The following is a 23,331-nucleotide window of genomic DNA, read 5'->3' as shown; positions in this document are numbered from 1 at the left end:
ATGCCAAAGATTTATTTTATTATCGTTACTTATAATGCCATGAAATGGGCAGAAAAATGCTTTACCAGTTTAAGGCAATCTTCTGTTCCGGTTCAGTGTATTGTGGTCGATAATTGTTCTACAGATGGTACTCAGGAATATATACAAGCTATTTTCCCGGAAATAGATTTTATTCAATCCAAAGAAAATTTAGGATTCGGGAAAGCCAATAACATCGGGATAGAAAAGGCTTATAAAGAAGGTGCAGATTTTTTTTATCTGATGAATCAGGATGCATGGCTTTATGAAGACAGTCTTGAAAAATTGTTGGAAGTTTACAACAATTATCCGAATAAGACAGAAATTGGTATCATAAGCCCAATGCATGTTGATGGGACAGAAAAGCAGTTAGATATCTTCTTAGACAAATACATTTCTTATAACTGCGACAAAACCAGATTGATTTCAGATCTGTATTTTCAAACAGTGAAACCCTATTATGAGCTTGATTTTATAAATGCAGCACATTGGCTTTTGCCTAAAGAAACGATAGATGTTGTTGGCGGTTTTAATCCGTATTTCTTTCATTATGGTGAAGATAACGAATATGTGAACAGGCTACAATATCATAAAAAGAAAACGATTCTTGTACCGGGGAGTAAAGTTGTACACGACGGCAAGCAATCATTAGCTAAAATAGATTACAATAAATACAAGGATTTAAGCATCGAAACAAAAATACTGAATCCTAATCTTCCCAACTCTTTACAACAGGAAAAGAAGGCTTTACTTCAAAGTATCTTAAAAAATTCACTCACCGGAAATCTGGAGAAGGCTAAAAAGCTTTATAAAAGTTATAAAAACATCAATAATAACACCGATGAGCTTTTAAAAATTAAAGAAAAAATAACAAATGAGCCAAATTGTTTCCTTACTATCTAATTAAAAAAGGATTACTTTTATTATTTGAACAGAATAGAACGTTTATTTATATATTTGAAAAAATTTATTATTCCCATAATTCATGATTAGTATCGTCAGTCCTGTTTATCGCGCAGAAAAAATACTTCCTGTTTTGGTCTCTGAAATTACCAAATTAGCCAATAAGATTGGACAGGATTATGAGATCATTCTCGTTGACGATAGAAGCCCCGATAACTCGTGGGAAGTAATGAAAAATCTGTCCGTAGAAAATAAAAACCTAAAAATCTTCAGGCTCAGCCGAAACTTTGGTCAGCACGCCACCATCATTGCCGGGCTTTCAAAAGCTAAAGGAGATTGGGTTGTAGTGATGGATTGTGACATGCAGGATCAGCCCAAAGAAATTGAAAAATTGTACGAAAAGGCTCTCGAAGGTTTCGATGTGGTATTGGCAAAAAGAGAACAAAGAATTGATTCTTTGTTTAAGAAATTAAGCTCTAAAATATTTTACAGGGTATTTAATTATCTTGCTGGTATCCAGATTAATAACGAGATTGCTAATTTCGGAATTTATCATAAAAAAGTCATTCAGTCTATACTGACAATCAATGATAATATCAAATTTTTTCCACTATTTGTAAATTGGGTGGGCTATAAAACGACCACCGTTTCCGTAGAACACAGTTCGAGAGAAGAAGGGAAATCTTCATATAACCTCTCAAGACTTTTCTCATTGGCATTCAATGTCATTGTTTCATTTTCAGATAAACCTTTAAAGATTTTTGTCAGTTTTGGAGCCATTATCTCACTCTTGTCAGTTCTTGTCGGCACCTATTTTATGATAAGTTTCTTTCAGGGAAAAATCACAGAGCCCGGTTTCAGTTCACTTATTCTTTCCATTTGGTTCTTATCTGGTGTGATTATTAGCTGTATCGGCGTTGTCGGCATTTATCTCGGAAAGACATTTAACCAAACCAAAAACAGACCTGTTTTTATAATTGATGAAGCTTATGAACATTAATTTTTTGCAATGGGACAGCGATTTCTTCAATAAAAAAATTGGAGATATTACAGTTGAAAAACAAGAGATTGTAAGCGACACAGAAGATTACGATCTCATTGTTGTAAAGCAACTTTCTGATTTTGAAATCGATATTACTGGATTTACTCTTTCCTTTGAAGAGACAAAGGTTAATTTTATAAAAAAACTTGATGATAAAAGTCTGCAGGATTATGAAACAATTAAGGATACCGACGACCGCGAGAAAGACGCAGATTTTTTCAAAGAATTAGCATACGAAAGCGGAAAAAAAAGTCGTTTTTTATTAGACGAAAAATTCGGAGAAGCAAAGTTCAGAGAGCTTTACGATATTTGGGTAATCAACAGTCTTAACAAAAAATTTGCTCTTAAAACTTTCTATACGGAAGAAGCTGGAAAAGCCATTGGTTTTGTAACGCTTCAAAAATATAACGATCTCGGAAAGATCGGTTTAATTGCCACTCATCCCGATTTTCAAGGAAAAGGATTTGGAAAAAAACTGCTGCAGAAAGCAGAAAATTTTTGCTTAAAAAATGGAATTACACACTTGGAAATTCCAACACAAAAAGAAAACATTCAGGCTTGCTCATTTTACAAAAAGCAAGGCTACGACATAAAAGATGAAATTATTATAAAACACTATTGGAGAAAATGACCCCCTTTAACAAACCTTACCTTACAGGAAAAGAAACAAAATATATAGAAGAAGCTGTTGCTTCCGGAAAGATTTCAGGAAATGGCATTTTTACTCAAAAATGTCAGAAATTTTTTGAGGATACCTATGGCTTCAAAAAAACTTTGCTTACAACTTCGTGTACAGATGCCTTAGAAATGTGTGCAATTCTTGCCGATATCAAACCTGAAGATGAAGTAATTGTTCCCAGCTATACTTTCGTTTCCTCGGCGTTGCCGTTTGTGAGACAAAATGCGAAAATTGTCTTTGCAGATTCTTACGAGAATAATCCCAATATTGATGCTGATAAAATTGAAGAATTAATCACGGATAAAACCAAAGCAATTGTCGTTGTACATTATGCCGGAATTGCCTGTGATATGGAAAAAATTCTTGAGATCACAGAAAAATACAACCTCATCCTGATCGAAGATGCAGCACAAGCGATCGATAGCTACTACGTTTTCAAAAACGGAACAAAAAAAGCGTTGGGAAGTATTGGTCATCTAGGAGCATTTTCCTTTCATGAAACCAAAAATATTATTTCAGGAGAAGGTGGAATGCTTACTATTAATGATGAAAAATTTGTCAACAGAGCTGAAATTATCTGGGAAAAAGGAACCAACCGTTCTATGTTTTTCCGCGGTGAGATCAATAAATATGGTTGGGTAGATACGGGTTTCTTCGTTTTTACCAAGTGAAATTATATCAGCTTTTCTTTGGGCTCAATTAGAAAATATTGAAAATATTCAGAAAAAAAGACTTGAAATCTGGGAAAAATATCATAAAGGCTTAAAGAATAATGAAAATATTTCTTTGCCTGTCATTCCGGAATATGCGACAAATAATGCTCACATGTTTTATATTGTTTGTAAAAATCTTGATTTCAGGGCTGAACTTATCAAAAAGCTGAAGGAGAATGATATTTTGGCGGTATTTCATTACTTATCCTTGCATAAAAGTGAATTTTATACTCAAAAGCATGATAGCAGAGATCTTCCGAATTCGGATAAATTTGAAGATTGTCTTTTAAGATTGCCTTTATTTTATGAATTAACTGAAGAAGAGCAACAAAAAGTAATTAATATCATCAATCAATTTTAAATATATTTCCATGAAAAACATAAATTCTGAAATATTTAAAGACGAATATCAAGTAAAAGATGGAAAATATATTTTCATACCGGTGCAGGAAGAAGTTGTTACTGATTTTCTTGATAAAATTAAATATAAAATAAAAAAATTCAACAAGATCTACAGTGCATTGATTGAAATTATCAGTCCTGTTTATCCTCAACCTTTTTTTGATGCAAAACGCCTCATTCGCAACGAAATTAAAGGAAAAAATGTAGTCGCCCTGAATTTGGGAAGCGGAAATTCCGACTTTGGAGATGATTTATTGAATGTTGATTTGCTTCCTTATGAAAATGTGGATGTAATTTGTGACATCGAAAAAATTCCTTTTAAAGATAATTCTGTAGATTACATCGTTAATATTGCGGTTTTGGAGCACGTCCCGAATCCTCAGAAAGTAATTTCAGAAATTCACAGGATTTTAAAACCTGGTGGAAAAATCTACTGTTTTATCCCTTTTATGCAGCCTTTTCATGCATCACCGTATGATTTTCAACGATTTACGTATGAAGGAATGAAACATCAATTCAAAGATTTTGAAATTTTAAAATTAAAACCGGTAGGTCCCACATCAGGAATGCTTTGGGTGGTTCAGGAATGGTTTGCATTGGTTTTCTCTTTCGGAATAAAGCCTCTTCACACGTTCCTCTATTTACTTTTCATGATCCTTACATTCCCTATAAAGTTTCTGGATGTGATTTTACAATATTATCCGATGAGTAAAAATATGGCTTCAGGATTCAGTATCTGGGCAGAAAAAAAATAGTTTCATGGAAAAAATTCAACACAAATATGAAAATGTATTAAGCTTGATTTTTGTTATCGGGGCACTTTTTACAGGCTATATTGTTTATACTAATCTCAATAAGGGTTTCATTTTTAATGATGAAGCTTTTTATTTGTTTTTTTACAGAGATCATGAGACATTGCCTACAGTTGATGCTACCAATTTTTATCGGATTTTCAGGTTTATTTATACAGAAAACATTTATTTATTCCGGGTAATAACGTATGGATTATTAAATATTTCCACTTTTCTGCTTTACTTCTTTGCGAATAAATATTACAAACTGAAAGTAAACGCATTTCTGCTTGCCTTTTTGGGAGTAACCCTCAATTTTACAACTTGGGGAATCAGCAATATCGTTTTGCATCAGTATATCGGAAATACAATTCTAATAAATATTTCCTTATCATTACTCTTTATTTATTTGATTTACAACAAATTATTTCCATTAATAATTTCAGGATTCTGTTTAGGAATATTGTTATTCGATGGGATTCCGCATACTTTGGTGATCATCCCGATTGCGGCATTTTTGTTGTATAATTTTTGGAAAAAAGATAAAAAACCGATCATCTATATTATTGTCGGAGGATTACTTGGGATTATTATTTATTTTACTTGTATCGAAAATTTTTCAAAATTTGTTTCCCAGTTTGAATGGATAAAATATTACAAAGGATTTCATACAAAACAGCATCCTAAAAGATTTTTTGTCATTTGGATTCTAAAAGTCGCAGGATTTATTCTGATTCCGGCGGGGATACTCATTGCGTATATTCACAAATTTTCAAAGAACAAAATTCAACATCTGAATTACATTCTGATTGCTCTTGCTGCAGTTTTCATATTTTCGATTTTATTTTATCCTTTAATTTATATCAATTATGTGTTTCTGGCTTTAATGATTTACAGATATTTTTTGGAAGACATTAGCCTTGAAAAAAAGACAATGCTCATTGCACTTGCACTCATCCCTTTTGGTCTTTCTTTTGGCTCTGGAGCTTATTTTGACGTAAGAGGAAATGCGTACAATATTTATTATTATATAGCATTAATTGTAATCATATTGTCTTTGTATAACATCCGAGCTTTTATGATTTGCTTGTTGATTTTTATTTATCAATGCTTGATTTTTCCAAATTTATTAAAAGATAAAGGTTGGAAAGATTTCACTTTCACCGAACAAACTGAAAAAGTAAAAATAAACGGATATGATTTATATCTGGATAAAGGAAGAAAAAAAGATATTGAAGATCTCCGCCCTTATCTGCAAAATCAACATAATATCATTTATTCGAGCAATCACTTGATGGGATATCTTTATATTTTAGATGCTTCTCCGCCTATTTATTATTATTTTACTTTAAAGGACTATGTAAAGTTCATCATTAAAAAAGTGAATAAAACTCCGGATGATTTCATATATATCGAAAGTAATGACTATCCTTTCTATTCCAAAGAAATTGTACCTTTGAAATTCGTGAGCCACCCGGAAAAATATAAAGTAGTAAAAGCCGGGAGATTCACATTATATCTTCCCTCAAATTATCAAAAAAAATAAAAACACATGTGCGGAATAGCAGGAATTATAGCAAATAATGCTAGAAATTATCATGAGGAACTGAAAAAAATGACGGATGCCATCGCGCATCGTGGTCCTGATTCTTCACATTTTGAATTTTATGAAAATGCAGCTTTAGGCCATCGCAGGCTTTCTATTATTGATCTTTCTGAAAATGGAAAACAGCCGATGTTTTCCGGCACAAAAAATGAATGTATCGTTCTGAATGGTGAAATCTACGGCTATCAGACAATAAAAGCACAATATCCCGAATATCCGTATCACGGAAGCTCCGACACGGAAGTTATTCTCGCGATGTATCAGAGAAAACAGGAAAATCTCATCCATGATCTTCCGGGAATGTTCGCATTTGCCATCTGGAACAACGAAAAACAGGAGCTATTCTGTGCAAGAGATCGTTTTGGCGAAAAACCATTTTTCTATGCTATTGGAAAAAACAATGAATTCATTTTCGCATCAGAAATAAAGGCAATTCTGGCTTCAGGACTTATTCAGCCAAAAGTAAATCAGGAAGCGCTTTCGCATTATTTACAGTATGGCTATGTGAGCACGTATCACAGCATTTATGAGAATATTCACACGCTCCCTCCTGCTCATCAATTGATTTGGAAAGACGGAAAATTTTCTGTTTCAAGATATTACAGTCTTCCTGCAAAAGACAGGGTTTTAAGTTTATCTGATGCAAAAGAAGAATTTACTTATCTTTTAAAAAATGCAGTAAAAAAACAATTGGTTGCCGATGTAGAAGTAGGCAGTTTTTTGAGTGGCGGACTCGATTCATCATCAATTGTGGCTTTAGTCGCCGAGTTTTTACCCAAGCAGACAACCATTAGTTTTGGGTACGATCATGAAGACAGCGAACTGAAATATGCAAAAGAAATCGCAGAAAAATACAAGACCCATCATATTGAAGTTCATGAAAAAAAACAAGATCTGGCAACTTCACTTTTAAAAATTTCTCCGTTTTTTGATGAACCTTTTGCAGATATTTCTTTTATCCCGCATTTTGAGATCTGCAGAAATGCGAAAAAAAATCTTACCGTGGTTCTTTCCGGAGATGTCGGGGATGAATTATTTGGCGGATATAACTTTTATCGCGTTGAAAATCAGCTAAGAAACCATTTTAGCTATAACAATATCATTGCTAAATTCGGGTTAAAATTATATGAAAAAGTAAGACCTACTTCTTTCATTACTCAAAAAAATATGGCGCACGAAAACATTCTGGATTTCCATCAAAATTTTGTAAGAAATTCATTTAATAAAGAAGAAAAAAATGCTTTGGGAATTACCTCAGCATATTCTCAGCCTTATAGTTTCACTGCGAATCCAGATTCATTGAACGATATTATGAGAGTGGATCTCGAAGGATATGTTCCCGGAAATATGATGGTAAAATCCGACAGAATGGCAATGGCAAACTCGTTGGAAGTAAGAACGCCTTTCCTGGATCTTGATTTTGCAGAATTTTGTATTCAGCTTCCCGAACAATTGAAACTGACCAACGAGAACGATAAGATCATTCTTCGTGAATCGATGGGATCTTACTGGACAGAAACCATCAGAAAACGCCATAAGCAAGGCTTTGGAATGAGTATAGAAAGTTGGTTTGAAGAAGAAAACCTAGTTAACCTTTCTAATGATCTTTTAAAAAATCCTGATCAGAAAATTTTCAATTATATTGATTTCAAAGCGACTCAGAAGTTTTTAAATAAAGATCATAAACATTGGAATTTATTGCAATTGGCTCTTTGGACACACAACAATCAAAATGTTTTATAATGATTGATATTTCCGTAATTATTCCCGTTTACAATGCAGCTCAGTTTTTAGAAAAGGCGGTAGCATCTGCTGTGCATTTTGATGAAGTAAAAGAAATTATTTTAGTTGAAGATAAATCGACGGATAATTCTTTGGAAATCAGTAAGAAATTAGCTGCAGAAAATCCTAAAATCAAATTATTCCAACATCCGGATAAAGGAAATCATGGAGCTGGAGCAACAAGAAATTTAGGGATAGAAAAAGCAACAAGAAGTTTCATTACATTTTTAGATGCCGATGATTATTATCTTCCCAATCGTTTTGATGCGGAAAAAGAAATTTTTAATGATCCAAAAATCGAAGGTGTTTTCAGTGCCATCGGCGTTGAATATTTAACGGAAAAAGGAAAGCAGGAATATCTTACAAAATTTAAGGATTCCCCGCTCACAACCGTTAATTACCCCGCAGAAGGTGAAGAAGTTTTCAGAGGATTATTAAGTTTGACACCTAAAACTTTCGGTACATTTTTTCATTTGAATGCATTGACTATCAGAAAATCTGCAATCGAAAGAAATAAGCTTCGTTTTAACGAAAATCTTCGGGTACATCAGGATTCAGATTTTAATATTAAACTTTCTTATCACTGTTATTTAAAGTCCGGAATTATTGATAAAGCAGTTGCTATCAGGGGAATTCATGATGATAACAGAATTACGAAAATTGTTCAGTATTCTCCTCAATACAACCAAAGACAACATATTTACTGGAAATCTTTGTACGATTGGGCAAGTGCAAATAATTTACCTCAGGAATATAAAAAAAGAATATATTTAAGCTTTACATCTTTTGATCTTTCACAGAAAAAAGGACTCACAAAGTACATCAATATTTTACTGGAAGGAATTAAAAATCCGGAAATACTGAAAACCAAATACCGTTTTAATTATTATAGATAAATGAGAATTTCCGTAGTGATACCCGTTTATAATGCGGAAAAATATATTGTACAGGCTGTAGAATCTGCTCTTCAGTTTGAGGAAATCTGCGAGGTTATTTTAATTGAAGACCAATCACCCGACAATGCCTTAAAAGTCTGTCAGGAATTGACTGAAAAGCATAAGAGCGTAAAACTTTTTCAACATCCCGATAAAGAAAATCACGGCGCTTCAGCCTCAAGAAATTTAGGAATAAAAAAAGCAACGGGAGAGTATATTGCCTTTCTGGATGCCGATGATTATTATCTACCTAACCGTTTTGATGCAGAAAGAGAACTTTTTAAAGATCCGAAAGTTGAAGGTATTTATGGAGCTTTGGGGGTTCATTTTTATTCTGAAAAAGCAAAAGAACAGTATTATACGGTTTTTAGAAATGCTTTGACAACCGTTAATAAAAAATATCATCCCAAAGAAGTTTTTCCCGGACAATTGTATATGTTGGGAAGTTTCGGAATGTTCAGTATTGATACGTTAACAGTGAAAAGAGATGCGTTGTTAAAAAAAATGAATCCTCTTTTTAAATCTACTTTAAAGCTTCATGAAGACACCGAATTTCTTTTCCGATTGTCTTATTATTTAGATCTTTATCCCGGAATTATTGATAAAGCGGTCGCTTTAAGAGGCGTTCATGAAGAAAACAGGATCACAAAAATTGGAGTTGATAAAAAAATACCCATATTATCAAGATCAATTCTTTGGAATGATGTGAATGATTGGGCACAACACGAAAAAACAATGCCCCAAAATATCAAAATACATATCAAAAGGATGCATCGAAGCTATGAAATTGCCAAAGCTTCGCGACCAAAGAAATGGGTAATGATTCTGAAATACTTGGTTTTTGATTACAAAAGTATAAGATCCGGATTATACAATATTAATTTCAGAAATACTATAATTTAAATTTGTTTACATACAATATAGAATGAAAATCTCCGTAATCACTCCCGTTTACAACGCTGAAAAATATATAACTCAGGCTGTAGAATCTGCCCTTCAATTTGAAGAAGTCTATGAGGTTATTCTGGTTGAAGACAAATCGCCGGATAATGCATTGCAAGTTTGCAGACAATTGGCTGAAAAATACGATCGGGTGAAGCTTTTTCAACATCCCGACAAGGGAAATCATGGAGCGGGACCAACGAGAAATCTGGGATTAGAAAATGCTACAGGAGATTTTATTGCGTTTTTGGATGCGGATGATTATTATCTTCCGAACCGTTTTGACGCAGAAAAAGAGCTTTTCAAAGATCCGAAAGTAGAAGGTGTTTACGGAGCTTTGGGCGTTCATTATTATTCTGAAAAGGCGAAAGACCAATATTATAAGCTTTTCAGAGACGATCTGACGACGGTTTACAAAAAGCATGATCCTAAAGATGTTTTTCCCGGACAAATCGGTATGCGAGGAAGTTTCGGACTTTTCAGTATCGATTGTTTAACGATAAGAAGAGATGCCATGGTGAAGAAATTACAGCCATTTTTTAAAACACATTTAAGACTTCATCAGGATACAGAATTTTTGTTCAGACTTTCTTATTATCTCGACCTTTATCCCGGAATTTTAGATAAAGCCGTTGCCGTAAGAGGCGTTCATGAAAATAACAGAATTACCGTTGTAGACGCAAAACAAATAAAACCAGCAACCACAAAAGTCTTGCTTTGGAAAGAAATTAATGATTGGGCGAAGAGCGAAAATACAATTCCCGAAGAGGTAAAACTACACATCAAAAGAATACACCGAAGCTATGAAATTGCTCTTGCTCCAACCGTAAAAAAATGGGGAATGATCGCGAAATATATCATCACCGATTATCCGAGCATAAGATCGGGACTTTATAATATTAATTTCCGCGAATATTTATTTTGAAATTTTTGTATGTAAAAGAATCGAATCTGCAACTTGTGCTGTAAAAACTTTTCCGGATTCTTTGTACATGTGATTTCCGTCTGTGTAAATATAATCTTTAGCTTTTGAAGAAAAATCGAAGAATTTAATCCCATATTTTTTAGAAATTGCTTTCATCTTTTCGCTAAAATCAGGTGTATAAGAATTTTCTAGTTTCATTAGTCTTTCAGAGCCAGGAATTCTGACCAAATAAACAGTTCCTCTCGGCTGCAAATACTGGATTATATCTTCCAAGGAATTTAATCTTTTTTTCGATAAAGATTGAGTTTTCACCAAATTTGCATAAAAAACATCAATCTTCTCGGTTTCTCTTTTTGCCACCGAATCTTTTTGCATATTCACATTCACTTCCAGCCAGCCGTCTTTATGCAAATAGGTGTTGGATCTACCTTTAGCTTCTCTTTCAGTAAAAATCTTAAACCAGCTTCTGCCATAATTTCTTAACAGATATTCGTAATTCGGAGAAAAATCATAGGTGTACATATTTTTTAACGGAGAATGCTCTTCCGGGAAATCTTTTGGGCTTTTCACATTCTTATCTAAGGATAAATTCCACGGATCTACCGTTAAAATAAACACCCCGTTTTTGGTATCGGGATTTATTTTTCTTTTTAAAGCTTCCAGATAAATCGGTCCGTAAGGTGACTGTACGACATTCAGTGAAAAATTATCGAAGTTTTGATGAAGTTTATCCTTCAGAATACTTGGCAATACCGCCTGAGAACCTCGTGAATCTCCTAAAATAATATTATGAGGTTTTTCTACCGCAAAATGCATGTAATTATCATCCGTATTGCCGTCTGCAAATGAACCAAGAACAGCAAAAACCAACATTCCTGCAGCTAAATAAAACGATAATTTGAGTAAAAACTTTTTCATACTAAAATTGAAAATAAATAAATTCATTATTACCGAAATTAGCATAACGGAGAATGATATACATAATCACTACATACAATATTCTTCTCAGCCATGGATTAAATCTCTCGATTTCGAGACCGTGAAACCTATTTCTGTTAATCCATTCAATCAAAAGCATGATCCCGACAAGTGATAAAACTTTATACGGTAAATGCGGTGGAATCGAAAGTATGGTTTTATTAAAAATCTTTCCTATATAAGAAATCGCCTGAGAAACTGAAGCTGCTCTGAAGAAAATCCATGCAAAACAGGTAAGCGAAAATGTGATTAAAATCTGGAACGTTTCCTTAAAAGAAGGAAACCATTTCCCTATAGCAACGACTTTAAGGTTTTGGCGATTTTTGTCTGTTATTAATAATGGCATGAAATAGAGCGCATTCAGCCCGCCCCAAATAATGAAAGTCCAGTTTGCCCCGTGCCAGAATCCTGAAACAAGAAAAATGATAAATGTATTTCGTATTTTCATCATTAATCCGCCTTTGCTTCCTCCCAAAGGAATATAAAGATAATCTCTGAACCATGAGGATAATGAAATATGCCACCTCCTCCAAAACTCTGCAATATCTCTTGAAAAGTAAGGAAACGAAAAGTTTTTTAATAATTCTATCCCGAATAATCTCGAAACGCCTAAAGCAATATCAGAATATCCCGAAAAGTCACCATAAATCTGGAAAGCAAATAATACCGCTCCCAACACCAAATTGCTAGCACTTTCCGTTTGATAATGGATAAAAATCTCGTTTACTAATGGTGCGCAATTATCTGCAATCACCATTTTTTTGAAGAAACCCCAAAGAATCTGTCGCATTCCGTCTGCAGCCTGCTCATAATTGAAGACCCTTTTTCTTTGAATCTGTGGCAAAAGGTGCGTCGCTCTTTCAATCGGTCCGGCTACTAATAAGGGGAAATAGCTTACAAAAACGGCATAATCGATAAAATTTCTCTCTGCCGAAATTCTCTTTTTATAAATATCAATAACATAAGAAAGCCCGTGAAATGTATAAAACGAAATCCCCACAGGAAGCACCACTTTAAGCAGCCATACATTGGCATGAAAACCAAAACCACCCAATAATTCTGAGAAACTCTCTATAAAAAAGTTGTAATATTTAAAGAAACCTAAAAATCCGAGATTGATGATAATGCTTATAGCCAGCCAGATTTGCGCTTCCTTTTTACTTTTGCTTCTTTCAATCTGAATTCCTGAAAAGAAATCCAAACCGATAGAAAATATAAGCAGGAAAAGAAATCTCCAATCCCAACAAGCATAGAAATAAAAACTCGCTAAAAGAACAAGCAAATTCTGATGCTGGTATTTTTTATTGAAAACAAACCAATACAGTATAAAAACGATTGGCAGAAAGATCAAAAAACCTATTGAATTAAATAGCATAAAATTTTCTTAAAAATTAATTTTCTTACGAAATTTTACGATCTATATCTTTTAATACAGTTTTTTTTAAAATAAAAAATGTTTTGGGGAACATCATTTCAATCATAGTGAATTCATTTATGTTTAGCAAAAGTAAATATTTTTATCTAACTTTTATTTTCTTTAAATAATCTCTAAAAGGTTTTTCTATAAATTGATAAAAAATCCCCGAAATAATTAGTAAAACAGGAATATAGATCCAAAATATTGTATTGTTTTCATACACCTGAAAATTCTCCCACAAAACCCATCTTAAAATATACAAGACAGGAATATGAACGATATAGACTGCATAACTGATTTCGCCTAAATATTCTAATGGTTTTAGCGAAAAAATTTTGGTTAAAGTCCCATTATTAGATGAAATTAAATAAATTAAAGGAATAAATAAAACCGCCATCAAACCATTGTGAAAGTTCAACGGAATGAAAATTAAAGACAATAAAATGGCTGTAAAAATTAACGTAATCGCAACATCATAATTCTTCTCCCTGAAGTTTTTAACGAAATACAAACCTGCAAGATTTCCCACCAAAAATTCATTGATATGCCAAAGCGGAAAATAGTGGCTAAATTCATGGCTCATCGTGTGCGGACCTTTATACATCAGAGAATTTACATACAGATTTGAAAAAACCTGCGTGACAACCCAAATCAAAATTGCTACAATCCAAATACTTTTATTCCTTTTTGAATAAAAATGATTGTACAGTAAAGGAAAAATTAAATAGAAAAGAAATTCTACAGAAATCGACCATCCCGGAAAATTCAGAACCAGTGCATTTCCCGGAATCCAGCTTTGAATCCCGAACAGATACAAAAATACTTTGTGAAAGCTAAAATCAGCATATTTCGTCACCAAAAGCAGCAACATCCCGACAACATACAGCGGATAAATTCTCGCAAACCTGTTTCTGTAGTAATCCAGATAATTAATCTGTGCCTTTTTATGATATGCCACAATCATAATAAATCCGGAAAGGATAAAGAAATAACTAACTCCGACATTCGCCCTGAGGAAAATGTCGGAGATATAATTGATTTTATATAAAAATAATTCTTTATTAAAATGAGAAACGACAATCGCCATTGCAGCGACAAATCGGGTAAATGTAATCTGACTTATTTTCACGAATCAAAAATACATCTAAAACATTTATTTTACAAAAACACCGATGTATTTCCCTTCGTATTCTACAACCGTTGTTGCGATATTATTTTTTTCGCAGAAATCCTGATAAGCAGAATTGTCACCAATATCATCACTAATGAAAACTCCGCCTTTTCTTAAATGATTGTAAAGCTCGGTATAAGCCCAGAATCTACCATTATAACTTTTATCAGAATCATAATGTAGTACATCAAAAGATGCATTATCTGCAAAAATTTTTGGTAAAGATTCTTTGTCAGCAAAACGGAATAATTTCCAGCTGGGTTTAAGGTTTTCAGGAACTACATATCCTACATACTGATCGCCATCCTGCGCCAGATAAGGCATATCGGAACTGTATAACTTTCCGCCTCTTTTTTCTAAAGATAAAAGTGCTGCCAAAGAAGACCACCCATAAGCAACTCCTGTTTCTACGGCACTTTTAGCGTTTGTAAATTCACAAGAATAATAGATTAATTCTAAAGCTCCTGCACCACCCATTTTAATAGGACATTCGTTTTGTTTTTTTTCTGATTCTTTTAAAATTTCAGAAAAATTATTTTTAAAAGGATCAATATCGATCCCGAAAAGTTTAGAAACTGCTTCTTTCTGAGAAATCGCTTTGGAAGCTGCCCAAGAATTGGTTTTTTCTTTTCCTTTAAATGCATTCCCCCTGTTTACGGTATTTTTGACGATCTTTCTTCCTAATTCAGGATAAAGATCTGGCCTTTTAAGATAGGCTACAAATGTTTTGAAAACTCTTGATATTTCACTCACTGTGTTAAATTTAGAACACAAAAATAAAGATTTTTCCTTTATCTTTAGGATATAATTATCTTTGTAAAAATTTATTAACACAAAAAAGATGAAGTTTTCTATTTTAATTGCCAACTATAATAACGGCAAATTCTTTAAGGATTGCTACGATTCTATTATAGCGCAGGAATATAAAAACTGGGAAGTTGTGATTATTGATGACCGTTCTACGGATAACTCTGTTGAAATTATTAATAAAATAATAGGAACAGACCCAAGATTCAAATTACATGAAAACGAAGCCAATTACGGTGTCGGAGTCACAAAATCTGAACTCATTGAGCGCTCAACAGGCGATGTTTGCGGTTATCTGGATCCCGATGATATTATAAAACCTAAAGCATTAAAAAGTGCTGTTGAAGTGTTAGAAAAGAAAAAAGATGTCGTTCTTACTTATTCCCGACTTGCAAAATGTGATGAAAATCTAAATATTTTAAAAGAGTTTAAATCTGCCATGCAAGTTCCGAACGGGCAAAAATATTTTTTCAATTTCCCGATTCAGATTGCACCTTTTGTAGCTTTCCGAAGAGACGTTTATATGACAACATCTAAGATTAATCCTGAACTGAAGATCGCGGAAGATCAAGATTTATACTATAAAATGTATGAGGTAGGCAAAGTAAAATTCATCAATCAGACCGATTATTTATACCGAGCTCACATTGGCGGAATTTCTCAAAATCATAATAAGCAAAAGTCTTACGCCTATTATGCACAGGCAATCTGGGAAGCCATGCAGCGCAGAAAATTAAAAGAAATCAACGGAAAAGCTATCCCTCAAAGCTATTCTGATCCTCAGGAAATTTTTGATTTATTAGAATATCAGAATAAAATACCGTTTCGGATAAAAAAACAAATCACACTCAGAATACAAAAATTTTTCGGATAATGCCAGAAAATAAAAAGATAAAAGTGCTGTTCAGACACCGTTCTATGGAAATGGGAGGTGTGGAAAAAGTAGTTTTAAGCATGCTCAATCATCTTAATAAAGATAAATTTGACCTGACTATTTGCTTAAATATCAATCAGGGAGAACTTCGAAACGAAATCCCCAAACATGTAAGAAAAACTTATCTTACAGACGGCAGAGAAGATCTTTCCCGAAATTCACTGATCCAGAAAATACAATTGGCGAAAAGAAAACTCAGGCTTCAGAAAGCATTGAGAAATCCTTCTATTGCTCAGAAAATTCTTAATGACAATTTTGATGTAGAAATTGCTCCAACTTACGCGGCTTTTTCCGCAGTTTTGAATTCGCTTAATAAAAATTCAAAAAAGATCGGCTGGTTTCATTCGGATATTACGTTACCGAAACTGCAACCGTTGGTTCCTGAAATTTTAAAGCAGATTCCTCAGTTTGATTATTTTATTTTTGGATCTCAGCAGACTAAAGATATTTTAATTGAAACCTATCCTGATCTTAAAATTCCTGAAAATCAGGTTATTTTAAATGCAATCCCGATTGAAGAATTAAAACAAAAGGCATTGGCATTTAAGCCTGAACTACCCAATAAACCTATTTTTGTTTCCGTTGCAAGGCTTCACAGCCGAAAGGGTTTCCATAAATTAATGGATGCTCACGCTAAATTATTAAAAGATGGTTTTGATCATCATATTATCGTTATCGGTGATGGCGAAGAAATGGAAAATCTAAAAAAACAGACAGAAAATCTTGGCGTTACAGATAGTTTTCAATTGTTGGGTTCTTCGATGAATCCTTATCCTCATGTGAAAAATGCCGACTTTTTTATTCTTCCATCAGAATCCGAAAGTTGGCCTTTAATTATTGCGGACAGCTTAATTCTTCAAAAACCCATTATCTCAACCAATGTCGGAGGAATTCCGGAAATGATTGAACACGGAAAAACAGGCTACCTCATCAATTATGAAACCCAAGAAATGTATGAATCCATGAAAAAATTCATTACAGAGCCTCAATTCGTTTCGCAGATCAAAGAGAATTTAAAAGATATTGAAAAACAGTTCGACAATCAGAAGATTTTTGATGCTGTTGAAAATATTATCATTAATTTATCAAAAAAAGAAAAATGATTTTTATATACCGTCTCATCCTGAAGCTGCATACAATTTATCAGAAATTCATTCAGCATATTTACATCAAGATCTCTATTGCAAGAGGCTTGAAGGTAGGGAAAGATGTCATATTTGTAGAAGCTCCGGATTTTGGTTCCGAACCTTTTTTAATTGAAATTGGCGACAGAACGAAAATAACGGCAGGCTGTAAATTTATCAACCATGATGGCGCCATGTACGTCATCCGAAGTATGGAAAAGTATGAAGATGCTAGAAATTTTGGTAGAATAAAACTCGGAAAAAATTGTTTTGTAGGAAATAACTGTATTTTTCTTCCCGGATCTCAGATGGGCAACAACTGTATTTTGGGAGCAGGATCTGTACTCAATTCTAGTATGTTGGATAATTCGGTTTATGCGGGAAACTCCTGCAAAATTCATTTGTACAATTGAAGAATATGGCGATAAAGCTTTGGAAAATAATGTTATGTATCCAAGAGAATTGGAACCCGACAGAGCAAAACTGGAAGCATATATAAAAGAACACATCCCTCATATTTACAAACCTTCAAAAAAATAAATGGCTGAAAAAAAGAAAATCCTCATTCGTATAGGCTCTCTGCGTCATGGCGGTGCGGAAAAAGTATTGGTTACCTTTCTTAAAAATCTCCCTCAAGATCAATATGAAATAGATTTATTATTAAATCTTCATTCCGGAAAATATTTACCGGAAGTCCCGAAATGGATCAATATTTTATACCTCCACAAAGGCGAAATGATCACAACCAACCGTCCTCACGAAATCCCCAGAAAGGCGGCGAGAGTACTTCATGAAAAAACATTAAGAACATTCCCGAATCTTCTTTACAAAAGAAAATTAAAGGATAAAAAATATGACATCGAGTTTGCCGCAATCCACGGAATGCGTGATGAAATTCTCGGTTCACCGCTGAAAAATTCGAAAAAAATTGTATGGATTCATAATGATCTTTCGCAAGTTAAAGATTATACCAATGACGAAATCCGTAAGTTTTTTGGCTTTGATAAAATCATGGTTATTTCTGAAAAGATTGAACAGCTTTTTCATAGTTTAGCGAAAAATGAAACAGAAAAACAGAAAATTGTAAAAATTTATAATCCTTTAGACACCGAAGAATTTACGGCAAAAGCAGATCTTCCTGTTTTAAATTATGAGTTTGATAAAGCTATTCCTACTTTTATTTCCGTTGGAACTGTTTTTCCTCAAAAAGGGTTTGACAGATTATTAAAAGTTCACAAAAGGCTTCTGAATGAAGGTCTTCAACATAAAATTCTGATTGTAGGTGATGGATATGATTTTGAAAATATTAAAAAACTAAAATCCGATCTTGGCGTTGATAAAACAGCGACAATGTTTGGTTTTACAGATAATCCCTATCCTTATTTCAAAAAAGCGGATTTTTATATTTTAAGTTCGAGATATGAAGGTTTTCCGACGGTACTTTTTGAAGCGATTACGTTGAAAAAGAGAATAATTTCTACGGAAGTTTCTGGTTCGGCTGAAATGTTGAATAATGGCAAATTGGGCTTAATTGTAGAAAATTCAGAAGAAGGAATTTATGACGGGATGAAAAAAGCATTAACTCATCCTGAATCATTTGAAAAATACTCAGAAAAGCTGAAAGATTACGCAATGCCTTTCAATCTTGAAAATTCCGTCAGAAAAATAGCTTCTATTTTAGACGAATTATAACTAAATCAACTCTCGAAAATCCTAGATTTCATACATTTGTTTTATGGCAGATCAATATTCTACTCTTCAGAAAGATTTTTACCGAGAAAGTGGAAAATGGCTTTCTACTTTTGAAATTTGGACAAAATGTATCAATCCGAATCTTCATTTTATTTATGTCTTAAGAAAATCTCAACAATATAAAAATACCCCGATTTTAAAAATGGTCTGGAAGTTTATTCTGAGACATTACCAGATCAAATATGGTTTCCAGATTTATCCTGAAACCAAGATCGGAGAAGGTTTTTATTTGGGACATTGGGGAAGTCTGGTCATCAATCCTAATACTGTAATCGGGAAAAACTGCAATATTGCTCAAGGTGTAACTATCGGACAGCAAAACCGCGGAAAAAACACAGGCTTTCCAACTATCGGCGACGAAGTCTGGATCGGCACAAATGCTGTAATCGTAGGCGGAATCACGATCGGTAATAATGTCCTTATTGCTCCCAATTCTTATGTAAACTTCGATGTTCCGGAAAATTCTATTGTGATGGGAAATCCGGGGAAAATCTACGAAGCAGAGAATGCTACGGAAGGTTATATTAATAATAAAGTATAATAATTCAAGAATATTTAATTCCTGAATCATTGTTATCTTACTGATTGTTTGTACTTTTATCTTTAATTATTATACGTTTGGATTATTAAAACAGCAAAATAATTTCTTAAAAAGAAAAAGAGTAAAAGTAAAACCCCTATTTACATATGATTTTAAGCATATTTTACTATTAAACTTTGTTAAAAGTCTTTGCTTTTTCATCAAAAATTATATTTTTGCACTATTATTGATTTAGTCTATTGATTTTGAAAATAATTTAAACGAAATAAATAATTATACACCTTTAAATTTTTTAATTATGTCACAATCGTACGAGGTTATTTTCGAAAACAACAGAAAATGGGTAGAATCTAAAATTGCAAACAACCCTAATTTCTTCCAGGAATTAGCTAAAACCCAAAACCCGGAATATCTTTATATTGGATGTTCCGACAGCAGAGTGACAGCAGAAGAATTGATGGGTACGCAACCAGGTGAAGTTTTTGTAACAAGAAATATCGCCAATCTTGTAAATACTTTGGATATGAGCTCAACAGCCGTTATTCAATATGCTGTAGAGCATTTAAAAGTAAAACACATTATTGTTTGCGGGCATTACAACTGCGGTGGTGTAAAAGCAGCGATGACGCCTCAGGATTTGGGATTATTAAATCCTTGGCTGAGAAATATTCGTGATGTGTACAGATTACATCAAGCTGAATTAGATGCTATTGAAGATGAAGGTAAGCGTTATGACAGACTTGTAGAACTAAATGTACAAGAACAATGCATCAACGTCATTAAAATGGCTTGTGTGCAGGAAAGATACATCTTAGATGAGTATCCTGTTGTTCACGGCTGGGTTTTTGACCTTAGAACCGGAAAAATTATTGATCTGGAGATCGACTTCGAAAAAGTTTTGAAAGACATCCAAAAGATCTATAATCTTACAAGTTCTGATTGGGTAATGAGCAGAAAGACAAAATAGTTTTTCTAAAAAAAGAAAGTGAAATGAAACTTTGGAGTATTATTACATTATTGTTCTTCCTCAACTTTACAGCGCTGCCAAGCATTGCTGCGGTTTTCGGTTGGGATCTTACGAGAACGAATGTAATTATCAATGAAGAAGAACCACATTCTCACACGACACCCTTTATTGTTTACGAAAAAACACTTCCAAAACCTTTAGACGTATTCGATTATCTGAAGTTTTTTGAACCTTCTGTAGAAGGCAAATCTTTTGTACTGGTAGATGATTCCTTTCATCTGTCGCCTTTGTTAACCATATTTTCTCCGCCTCCGGAAGCTTAATTGTAAGTTAGATTTTTTTGATTCCTATTCATATCATTTTTTTGGTATCGAATATACATGTGCTTTAAAAATTAAATTTCCAATCTTTTACAATTAATTGATTTATTTAAATGCAAATAAATCGGTTATCTCTCACAGCTTAACATCATGAAAAAAACATCATTAATAGGAGGAATTAAGGAGAATTTCCCTTCAGGACTCGTTGTATTTTTAGTTGCCCTTCCTTTATGCCTAGGAATTGCTTTGGCATCAGGAGCACCACCATTATCAGGAATTATTTCCGGGATTGTAGGTGGTTTAGTCGTAGGAACACTCAGTAATTCTAATATATCGGTTTCCGGACCTGCAGCAGGTTTAACGGCAATTGTCTTAACGGCAATTACAGATCTTGGCGCATTCGAGCTTTTCCTTTGTGCAGGAATTATTGCGGGACTTATTCAATTGATCTTAGGATTTATAAGAGCAGGAAGTATTTCTAATTATTTCCCTAATAATGTCATCGAAGGAATGCTTGCAGCCATCGGTATTATTATTATTTTAAAACAAATTCCGCACGCGTTGGGATTTGATAAAGATTATGAAGGTCATGAATCTATTTTTGATAATGGGCTAAACTTCGGATATTTCGCTGAATTATTGGGAGCAATTCATCCGGGTGCGATTATCGTTACTTTGGTTTCCATTGCAATTCTTATTACTTGGGATAAAGTTCACGCCTTAAAAAGGATAAAAATGCTTCCGGGGGCTTTGGTCGCCGTAGTTGCAGGGATTGTATTGAACCAGATTTTTAAAATGACAGGAAGTTCATTGGCAATCCAGACTCAGCATTTGGTTTCTCTTCCTGTTCCCCAGTCTTTTGACGATTTCAAAAATTTGGTCATAATGCCGGATTTTAATGGTTTTACCAATCCGAAAGTATGGATCGTAGGCGCAACGATAGCGATTGTAGCTTCTATTGAGACGCTTCTTTGTATTGAAGCATCCGACAGACTAGACCAGCAAAGGAGAGTTACAGACACGAATTTAGAATTAAAAGCACAGGGAATCGGAAATCTTATCAGTTCATTTATCGGTGGGCTTCCAATGACTTCGGTTGTGGTAAGAAGTTCAGCCAATGCTAACGCAGGAGCAACATCCAAATCATCAGCAATAATACACGGAATTTTATTACTAATCTGTGTACTTTCTATTCCTGTGATTTTAAATTTAATTCCGTTGGCAACTTTGGCGGCAGTATTACTTTTGGTTGGATATAAATTAGCAAAACCTGCGACTTTCAAACATTTCTGGCAGTTGGGTAAATTCCAGTTTATTCCGTTTGTTGCTACAGTTGTGGCAGTGGTAGCGACAGATCTATTAAAAGGAGTGGGAATCGGTCTTGCGATTTCAGTATTCTATATTCTTCAGGGAAATATGAAGAGAGCTTATTATTTAAGCAAAGAAAAACTGAATGATGCAGACGAAATCAATATTAAGCTTGCTGAGGAAGTTTCATTTTTAAACAAAGCAGCCATCAAAAAAACGTTGAAAAACATTAAACCAAATTCTACCGTAACCATCGATGCAAGAGGAACATCATACATTGCAACCGATGTTCTGGAAATGATTCAGGATTTTGCCAACATCCGTGCAAAAGAAGAAGACATTACCGTTGAACTTTTAGGTTTCAAAACTTCATACCGAGACTATGAGACGGATGAAGATTCTCACATTTTGGTTACCCACCGAAGAGCGATGTAAGCTCATCATCAATATTTTTTTAACTTTAAATAAAAATCAATATATAAAACAATATGAAAGCACACACTTCTGAAACCCAGTCTACCATTACTCCTGAAAAAGCATTAGACTTTTTAAAAGAAGGAAATCAAAGATTTGTAAACAATCTTAAAGCAAACAGAGACCTTTTGGAACAGGTAAATGCTACCCGTGAAGGACAATGGCCTTTCGCAGTGGTTTTAAGCTGTATCGACAGCCGTACTTCTGCTGAGCTTATCTTTGATCAGGGATTGGGAGATGTTTTCAGCATCAGAATTGCGGGTAATTTTGTTAATCAGGATATTTTAGGTTCAATGGAATTTGGCTGCAATGTGGCTGGTTTCTAAGCTTATCGTAGTTTTAGGACACACGAAATGCGGCGCTTTAAAAGGCGGTCTTGACGCAGCGCAAATAGAAGGACTGGGAATGGATAACCTGAACCACCTGATTAATCATTTTGACCCGATCATCAATGAAATAATCGAAGAAGGGGAAGAACGTTCTTCTAAAAACAGTCCACTATTGGAAAGACTGAATCAGCAGAATGTAAAAAATGCGATTGAAGACATCCGTAAACAAAGCTCTACGCTTAGCAACCTTGAAAATGAAGGTAAAATAAAAATAGTAGGTGCAAACTACGACGTTGAAACAGGCGCTGTAAGCTGGCTGTAAGAGATAAAATGTATAGTTAGATAAATTTTGAATACATTGGGAGACCATCGATTTTTTCGGTGGTCTTTTTTATTAAAAAAGATTGTCATTCAGAACGGAGAGAAAGCGGAGTGAAGAATCTATAATAAAGAGTAGATTTCTCCTTTGTC

At 33.8% G+C, this 23,331-nt stretch carries 24 protein-coding genes and 1 pseudogene; 21 read left to right on the top strand and 4 right to left on the bottom strand.

Going from position 1 to position 23,331, the window contains the following annotated elements:
- The 11 genes from J3D55_RS03645 (at window position 1) to J3D55_RS03600 (ending at window position 10,738) form a co-directional block, all read left to right on the top strand.
- The gene (locus J3D55_RS03645; RefSeq protein ID WP_259128032.1) at window positions 1–921 is read left to right on the top strand and encodes a glycosyltransferase family 2 protein; all 921 of its coding nucleotides are present in this window, start codon (window positions 1–3) and stop codon (window positions 919–921) included.
- Window positions 922–1,003: 82 nt separating this feature from the next.
- Window positions 1,004–1,921 (top strand): glycosyltransferase family 2 protein, encoded by a 918-nt coding sequence (locus J3D55_RS03640; protein WP_259128031.1) that lies wholly within the window; start codon window positions 1,004–1,006, stop codon window positions 1,919–1,921.
- A complete protein-coding gene (locus tag J3D55_RS03635; RefSeq protein ID WP_259128030.1) occupies window positions 1,911–2,594 on the top strand; it encodes a GNAT family N-acetyltransferase in 684 nt (227 codons plus the stop codon). Before J3D55_RS03640 ends, J3D55_RS03635 begins: the two co-directional genes overlap by 11 nt.
- Window positions 2,591–3,313 carry an aminotransferase class I/II-fold pyridoxal phosphate-dependent enzyme gene (locus tag J3D55_RS22655; RefSeq protein WP_310466743.1) on the top strand — a complete coding sequence of 241 codons (723 nt, stop codon included), beginning with the start codon at window positions 2,591–2,593 and terminating at the stop codon, window positions 3,311–3,313. The genes J3D55_RS03635 and J3D55_RS22655 overlap by 4 nt, the downstream gene beginning before the upstream one ends.
- Window positions 3,285–3,716 (top strand): DegT/DnrJ/EryC1/StrS family aminotransferase, encoded by a 432-nt coding sequence (locus J3D55_RS22650; RefSeq protein WP_310467487.1) that lies wholly within the window; start codon window positions 3,285–3,287, stop codon window positions 3,714–3,716. The genes J3D55_RS22655 and J3D55_RS22650 overlap by 29 nt, the downstream gene beginning before the upstream one ends.
- Window positions 3,717–3,726: 10 nt before the next feature.
- Window positions 3,727–4,512 (top strand): class I SAM-dependent methyltransferase, encoded by a 786-nt coding sequence (locus tag J3D55_RS03625; protein WP_259128029.1) that lies wholly within the window; start codon window positions 3,727–3,729, stop codon window positions 4,510–4,512.
- A gap of 4 nt (window positions 4,513–4,516) precedes the next feature.
- Complete coding sequence (locus tag J3D55_RS03620) at window positions 4,517–6,094, top strand: hypothetical protein (protein WP_259128028.1); 1,578 nt, start codon at window positions 4,517–4,519, stop codon at window positions 6,092–6,094.
- A 6-nt stretch (window positions 6,095–6,100) separates the two neighbouring features.
- Complete coding sequence (gene asnB, locus J3D55_RS03615) at window positions 6,101–7,897, top strand: asparagine synthase (glutamine-hydrolyzing) (protein WP_259128027.1); 1,797 nt, start codon at window positions 6,101–6,103, stop codon at window positions 7,895–7,897.
- Window positions 7,897–8,832, top strand: coding sequence for a glycosyltransferase family 2 protein (locus J3D55_RS03610; RefSeq protein ID WP_259128026.1), 936 nt, complete (start codon window positions 7,897–7,899; stop codon window positions 8,830–8,832). Before asnB ends, J3D55_RS03610 begins: the two co-directional genes overlap by 1 nt.
- Window positions 8,833–9,774, top strand: a complete 942-nt coding sequence (locus J3D55_RS03605; protein WP_259128025.1) for a glycosyltransferase family 2 protein — start codon at window positions 8,833–8,835, stop codon at window positions 9,772–9,774.
- Between the two features lie 22 nt (window positions 9,775–9,796).
- Window positions 9,797–10,738, top strand: a complete 942-nt coding sequence (locus tag J3D55_RS03600; RefSeq protein ID WP_259128024.1) for a glycosyltransferase family 2 protein — start codon at window positions 9,797–9,799, stop codon at window positions 10,736–10,738.
- Here the strand turns inward: J3D55_RS03600 and J3D55_RS03595 are convergent.
- The 4 genes from J3D55_RS03595 to J3D55_RS03580 all read right to left on the bottom strand — a co-directional run bounded on the left by J3D55_RS03595 (window position 10,730) and on the right by J3D55_RS03580 (window position 15,057).
- On the bottom strand, window positions 10,730–11,656 hold the full coding sequence (locus J3D55_RS03595; RefSeq protein ID WP_259128023.1) for an SGNH/GDSL hydrolase family protein: 927 nt from the start codon (window positions 11,654–11,656) through the stop codon (window positions 10,730–10,732). The two genes, J3D55_RS03600 and J3D55_RS03595, sit on opposite strands and share 9 nt — an antisense overlap.
- Before the next feature lies 1 nt (window position 11,657).
- Window positions 11,658–13,091, bottom strand: coding sequence for an MBOAT family O-acyltransferase (locus J3D55_RS03590; RefSeq protein WP_259128022.1), 1,434 nt, complete (start codon window positions 13,089–13,091; stop codon window positions 11,658–11,660).
- A gap of 142 nt (window positions 13,092–13,233) precedes the next feature.
- A complete protein-coding gene (locus J3D55_RS03585) occupies window positions 13,234–14,262 on the bottom strand; it encodes an acyltransferase family protein (protein WP_259128018.1) in 1,029 nt (342 codons plus the stop codon).
- A gap of 24 nt (window positions 14,263–14,286) precedes the next feature.
- Window positions 14,287–15,057, bottom strand: coding sequence for a class I SAM-dependent methyltransferase (locus J3D55_RS03580; protein ID WP_259128016.1), 771 nt, complete (start codon window positions 15,055–15,057; stop codon window positions 14,287–14,289).
- Between the two features lie 88 nt (window positions 15,058–15,145).
- On the opposite strand from J3D55_RS03580, the gene J3D55_RS03575 reads away from it, so the two are divergent.
- The 10 genes and pseudogenes from J3D55_RS03575 (at window position 15,146) to J3D55_RS03530 (ending at window position 23,182) form a co-directional block, all read left to right on the top strand.
- On the top strand, window positions 15,146–15,985 hold the full coding sequence (locus J3D55_RS03575; protein WP_259128014.1) for a glycosyltransferase family 2 protein: 840 nt from the start codon (window positions 15,146–15,148) through the stop codon (window positions 15,983–15,985).
- Window positions 15,985–17,148, top strand: coding sequence for a glycosyltransferase (locus J3D55_RS03570; RefSeq protein ID WP_259128013.1), 1,164 nt, complete (start codon window positions 15,985–15,987; stop codon window positions 17,146–17,148). Before J3D55_RS03575 ends, J3D55_RS03570 begins: the two co-directional genes overlap by 1 nt.
- Window positions 17,145–17,582: a DapH/DapD/GlmU-related protein gene (locus J3D55_RS03565; protein WP_259128011.1), complete on the top strand. Its 438-nt coding sequence runs from the start codon at window positions 17,145–17,147 to the stop codon at window positions 17,580–17,582. The genes J3D55_RS03570 and J3D55_RS03565 overlap by 4 nt, the downstream gene beginning before the upstream one ends.
- Window positions 17,545–17,709 carry a hypothetical protein gene (locus J3D55_RS03560; protein WP_259128010.1) on the top strand — a complete coding sequence of 55 codons (165 nt, stop codon included), beginning with the start codon at window positions 17,545–17,547 and terminating at the stop codon, window positions 17,707–17,709. The genes J3D55_RS03565 and J3D55_RS03560 overlap by 38 nt, the downstream gene beginning before the upstream one ends.
- A complete protein-coding gene (locus J3D55_RS03555; protein ID WP_259128008.1) occupies window positions 17,710–18,861 on the top strand; it encodes a glycosyltransferase in 1,152 nt (383 codons plus the stop codon).
- Window positions 18,862–18,904: 43 nt separating this feature from the next.
- The gene (locus tag J3D55_RS03550; protein ID WP_259128006.1) at window positions 18,905–19,462 is read left to right on the top strand and encodes a serine acetyltransferase; all 558 of its coding nucleotides are present in this window, start codon (window positions 18,905–18,907) and stop codon (window positions 19,460–19,462) included.
- Window positions 19,463–19,760: 298 nt separating this feature from the next.
- Complete coding sequence (locus J3D55_RS03545; RefSeq protein ID WP_259128005.1) at window positions 19,761–20,429, top strand: carbonic anhydrase; 669 nt, start codon at window positions 19,761–19,763, stop codon at window positions 20,427–20,429.
- A 23-nt stretch (window positions 20,430–20,452) separates the two neighbouring features.
- Window positions 20,453–20,752: a hypothetical protein gene (locus J3D55_RS03540; RefSeq protein ID WP_259128003.1), complete on the top strand. Its 300-nt coding sequence runs from the start codon at window positions 20,453–20,455 to the stop codon at window positions 20,750–20,752.
- A gap of 147 nt (window positions 20,753–20,899) precedes the next feature.
- Entirely contained in the window at window positions 20,900–22,492 is a 1,593-nt protein-coding gene (locus J3D55_RS03535; protein ID WP_259128001.1) for a SulP family inorganic anion transporter, read from the top strand.
- A gap of 53 nt (window positions 22,493–22,545) precedes the next feature.
- A pseudogene (locus tag J3D55_RS03530) lies at window positions 22,546–23,182 on the top strand (carbonic anhydrase).
- Window positions 23,183–23,331: the final 149 nt, after the last annotated feature.

This window comes from Chryseobacterium ginsenosidimutans (genome assembly GCF_024807225.1).
In the GTDB taxonomy this organism is placed as follows: Bacteria; Bacteroidota; Bacteroidia; order Flavobacteriales; family Weeksellaceae; genus Chryseobacterium; species Chryseobacterium ginsenosidimutans.
Note: the sequence above shows the minus strand (reverse complement) of the source record. Positions and strands in the feature narration are given on the sequence as shown.